Here is a 543-nt window from a genome sequence, read left to right on the forward strand (position 1 = left end):
TATGCGAGTAGGTCCCACAGCCAACGCCGGCTCTCCCACAGGCCGATGGCGATCGACGCCGCCTCCACCATCGGCTGCGAACGGTCCGCGAGCGGCGGCCACGCCTCGCCGCTTGCCGGGTCGGTGCCGGCGGCGAGGCCCGCCGCGTACCGTTCGATCAGCGCGGGGTCCACCGCGCCGCGCGCGCCCGCGATGCGGAAGGAGGCCAGCAGGAACGAGCGCGCGAACCCTTCGAGACCGTCTGATGCCACCCCGGACGAGCTGGCGCGGCCCGGCAGTTGGTACCGGGCCCAGCCGGGCGTCGCGTACGGCACGAGCGCGTCCAGCAGGTGGTCGGCCAGGGCCTCCCAGTGCGCCCGGGTCCAGCCGGTGTACGGGGAGCGGACGCGGTCGGCGGGCGGCAGCGACAGCGGGGGCACGGTCACGGCGGCTAACGCCCGCCGGCGGTGGCGGCTCCCGTGGGCGTCCCGGGCGAAGCTGGTGCGGTGGGCGCCGCGCGGGGACCGGGGACTGCGGGGCCGAAGCGCTGGCGGTACGCGGCGG

General features: G+C 77.3%; 1 protein-coding gene. It reads right to left on the reverse strand.

Features of this window, described 5'->3' with window-relative positions; translation table 11 throughout:
• Nucleotides 1-425 (reverse strand): DUF2264 domain-containing protein (locus tag KUM32_RS40465; protein WP_217146683.1); only part of this gene is annotated, 425 nt, incomplete at its 3' end.
• Nucleotides 426-543: the final 118 nt, after the last annotated feature.

The organism is Streptomyces sp. AC627_RSS907 (assembly GCF_019049165.1).